The following is a 2,020-nucleotide window of genomic DNA, read 5'->3' on the forward strand; positions in this document are numbered from 1 at the left end:
ATCCCTGTATCCGAAATCAATCGCGTCGAAAAATTACTCAACAACCGCCCCAGAAAGTGCTTAAATTATCGAACACCCTATGAAGTCTACAGAGAGGCCCGTGGTGCACTTACTGATTGAATCTGGCACTACAAAAGCATTTAATAGCAAAACCGAGGGAATACCTATTCCGATGAGAATGTGTACTAATATTTTGCGATCTCCTATTCCATTTGCCTAACGCCCGCAGCATGGGCGTAAGGAAGTCCAGGCCGCACGGCGGCCGAACATGACTGCGATTGTTAGAATATTATTTACGAAATACACTAGTGTAATGGCCTAAAAATAATATTGAGGGCAAAGTACCAAGAACAACCTATACATGCGATTGACAACAATAGTACACCCACCTCTTGTTTTCTACGCCTAAGGAATAAACCATAAATGGACGTTACGACACCGACCAAAAGCGCTAAACAACTTAACGGGTAAATACCTAAAACTACCCAAAATAAAGAATCCTCGTGCTTACCTAACAGTTTTATCCATGTTGTTTTCTGAACGGCAACCAACGTTACACCTATGAATGATTGTAACAGCGACCATAAAACCAGTGCTTTGAGTGCAAACTTCATTACTATCCGAGTCAGGTGGAGGCCGCGCTTATTGTGGCCAGGCGACATTGATTGATTGTTAAGTGCTATTTGGACAGAAAATAGGCACATATAGCCACCATTGGGATGAGCAACCAAAATACAGGTGATTGGTACCACCTTATTGGTGAGTTGTCTGGGCCTTCGGCACGCGTCCTTAGAACATTAACTTCAATGAAGTAAGCAAGCGCGGCAATGGCCACTGAGGCCGCTAACAAGGCGACCCAGACTCCAGCTGAAACCCCCTCAGATACTCCCAAAAGTTCTCGAATGATCGGCCCCGACATAGCCACCGGAATAATCCAAATGGACTTTTTTAACACTTCGATATTCATAATCGGGCGTGCACTTAACGCCTTTGTAACAGGCATTTTTTGTGAAGTGGAGTTTTGCGGTATAGTGGCGAAGCCACCGCAAAACGGAGCGTAGCAAAAAAAGTCCTGTTGACAAACTTGTTAGAACATCTTGGTAAGCCCTTAATCCCAAACGAACCCACCCCAATTAATAAATTGGATTGATAGAGCTAAAATTGACCCCCCTACAGCGATAGTATATAGACGTGCTATACCCTTAGCCTTGAAAACTCGATATATAGTTACTACACAGATGGTTAGCGTGGTTATTAATGCTACAAACACACCAAATGCCGCAATATATTGAATAAGGTCATACGTAGTACTGATGACCGCAACTTGGAAAGATCCTGGTCCGCGATAACCACCTTGAGTTAAATAGAGAGTGTCGATACCAATTGGAACTACAAACCAAAAAACACAAACCAGGCAAACTAGATAACTTTGAAAGCTCTCTCTTTTTTTCCGAAAAAAACCAGAAAAGTTAATAATGAAAATGGCAAACCTGAAACAAATAGTGGAGTCACGACAGAGTAAGTCGCGCTGCCCACAGCCTGCTTCCTGAAATACACTTGGGTTAAAACCACTACCGTACACAAAATCAGTAGTATCGCAGTTATGATATGGGTACGTTCTGAACGATTCTGGGCCAAATTTCGTAAATTAAACACAGCTACTGTCAGCAGGGCGAAATATACCAGAGGCGATAGAAACACCGTCATCTGTGAAATTCCAGCCTCGGTCCATCCCAGAGTATACGTCCGAACAATGTAATCAAATCCGGCTACTGTTAAGGACAATATCCCTATAATCGGTAATAATTTTTTATGGATGCTGTTTGTACGCATAAGTTCTAACGCCCGCATTTGCGGCTGGTTTGAAGCGCAGCGGAAAACCAGTCCGACAACATGCGCTTGTATGGTCAAATTTCCCCATTAATTAACATTCCTTTAAAGTGAAGCCCCATAACTAGCGGCAACTAGTTATCGGAGTCCCAGCCCGATGATGCACAGATCCTAGAGATCGTTAACAAGC

The 2,020-nt window shown here is 43.2% G+C and carries 1 protein-coding gene; it reads right to left on the minus strand.

Features of this window, described 5'->3' with window-relative positions; all coding sequences use genetic code 11:
- Positions 1-679: 679 nt before the first annotated feature.
- A complete protein-coding gene (locus SBL51_RS23160; RefSeq protein ID WP_317933578.1) occupies positions 680-967 on the minus strand; it encodes a hypothetical protein in 288 nt (95 codons plus the stop codon).
- Positions 968-2,020 lie beyond the last annotated feature (1,053 nt).

Source organism: Halioxenophilus sp. WMMB6 (assembly GCF_033283405.1).
In the GTDB taxonomy this organism is placed as follows: Bacteria; Pseudomonadota; Gammaproteobacteria; order Pseudomonadales; family Cellvibrionaceae; genus Halioxenophilus.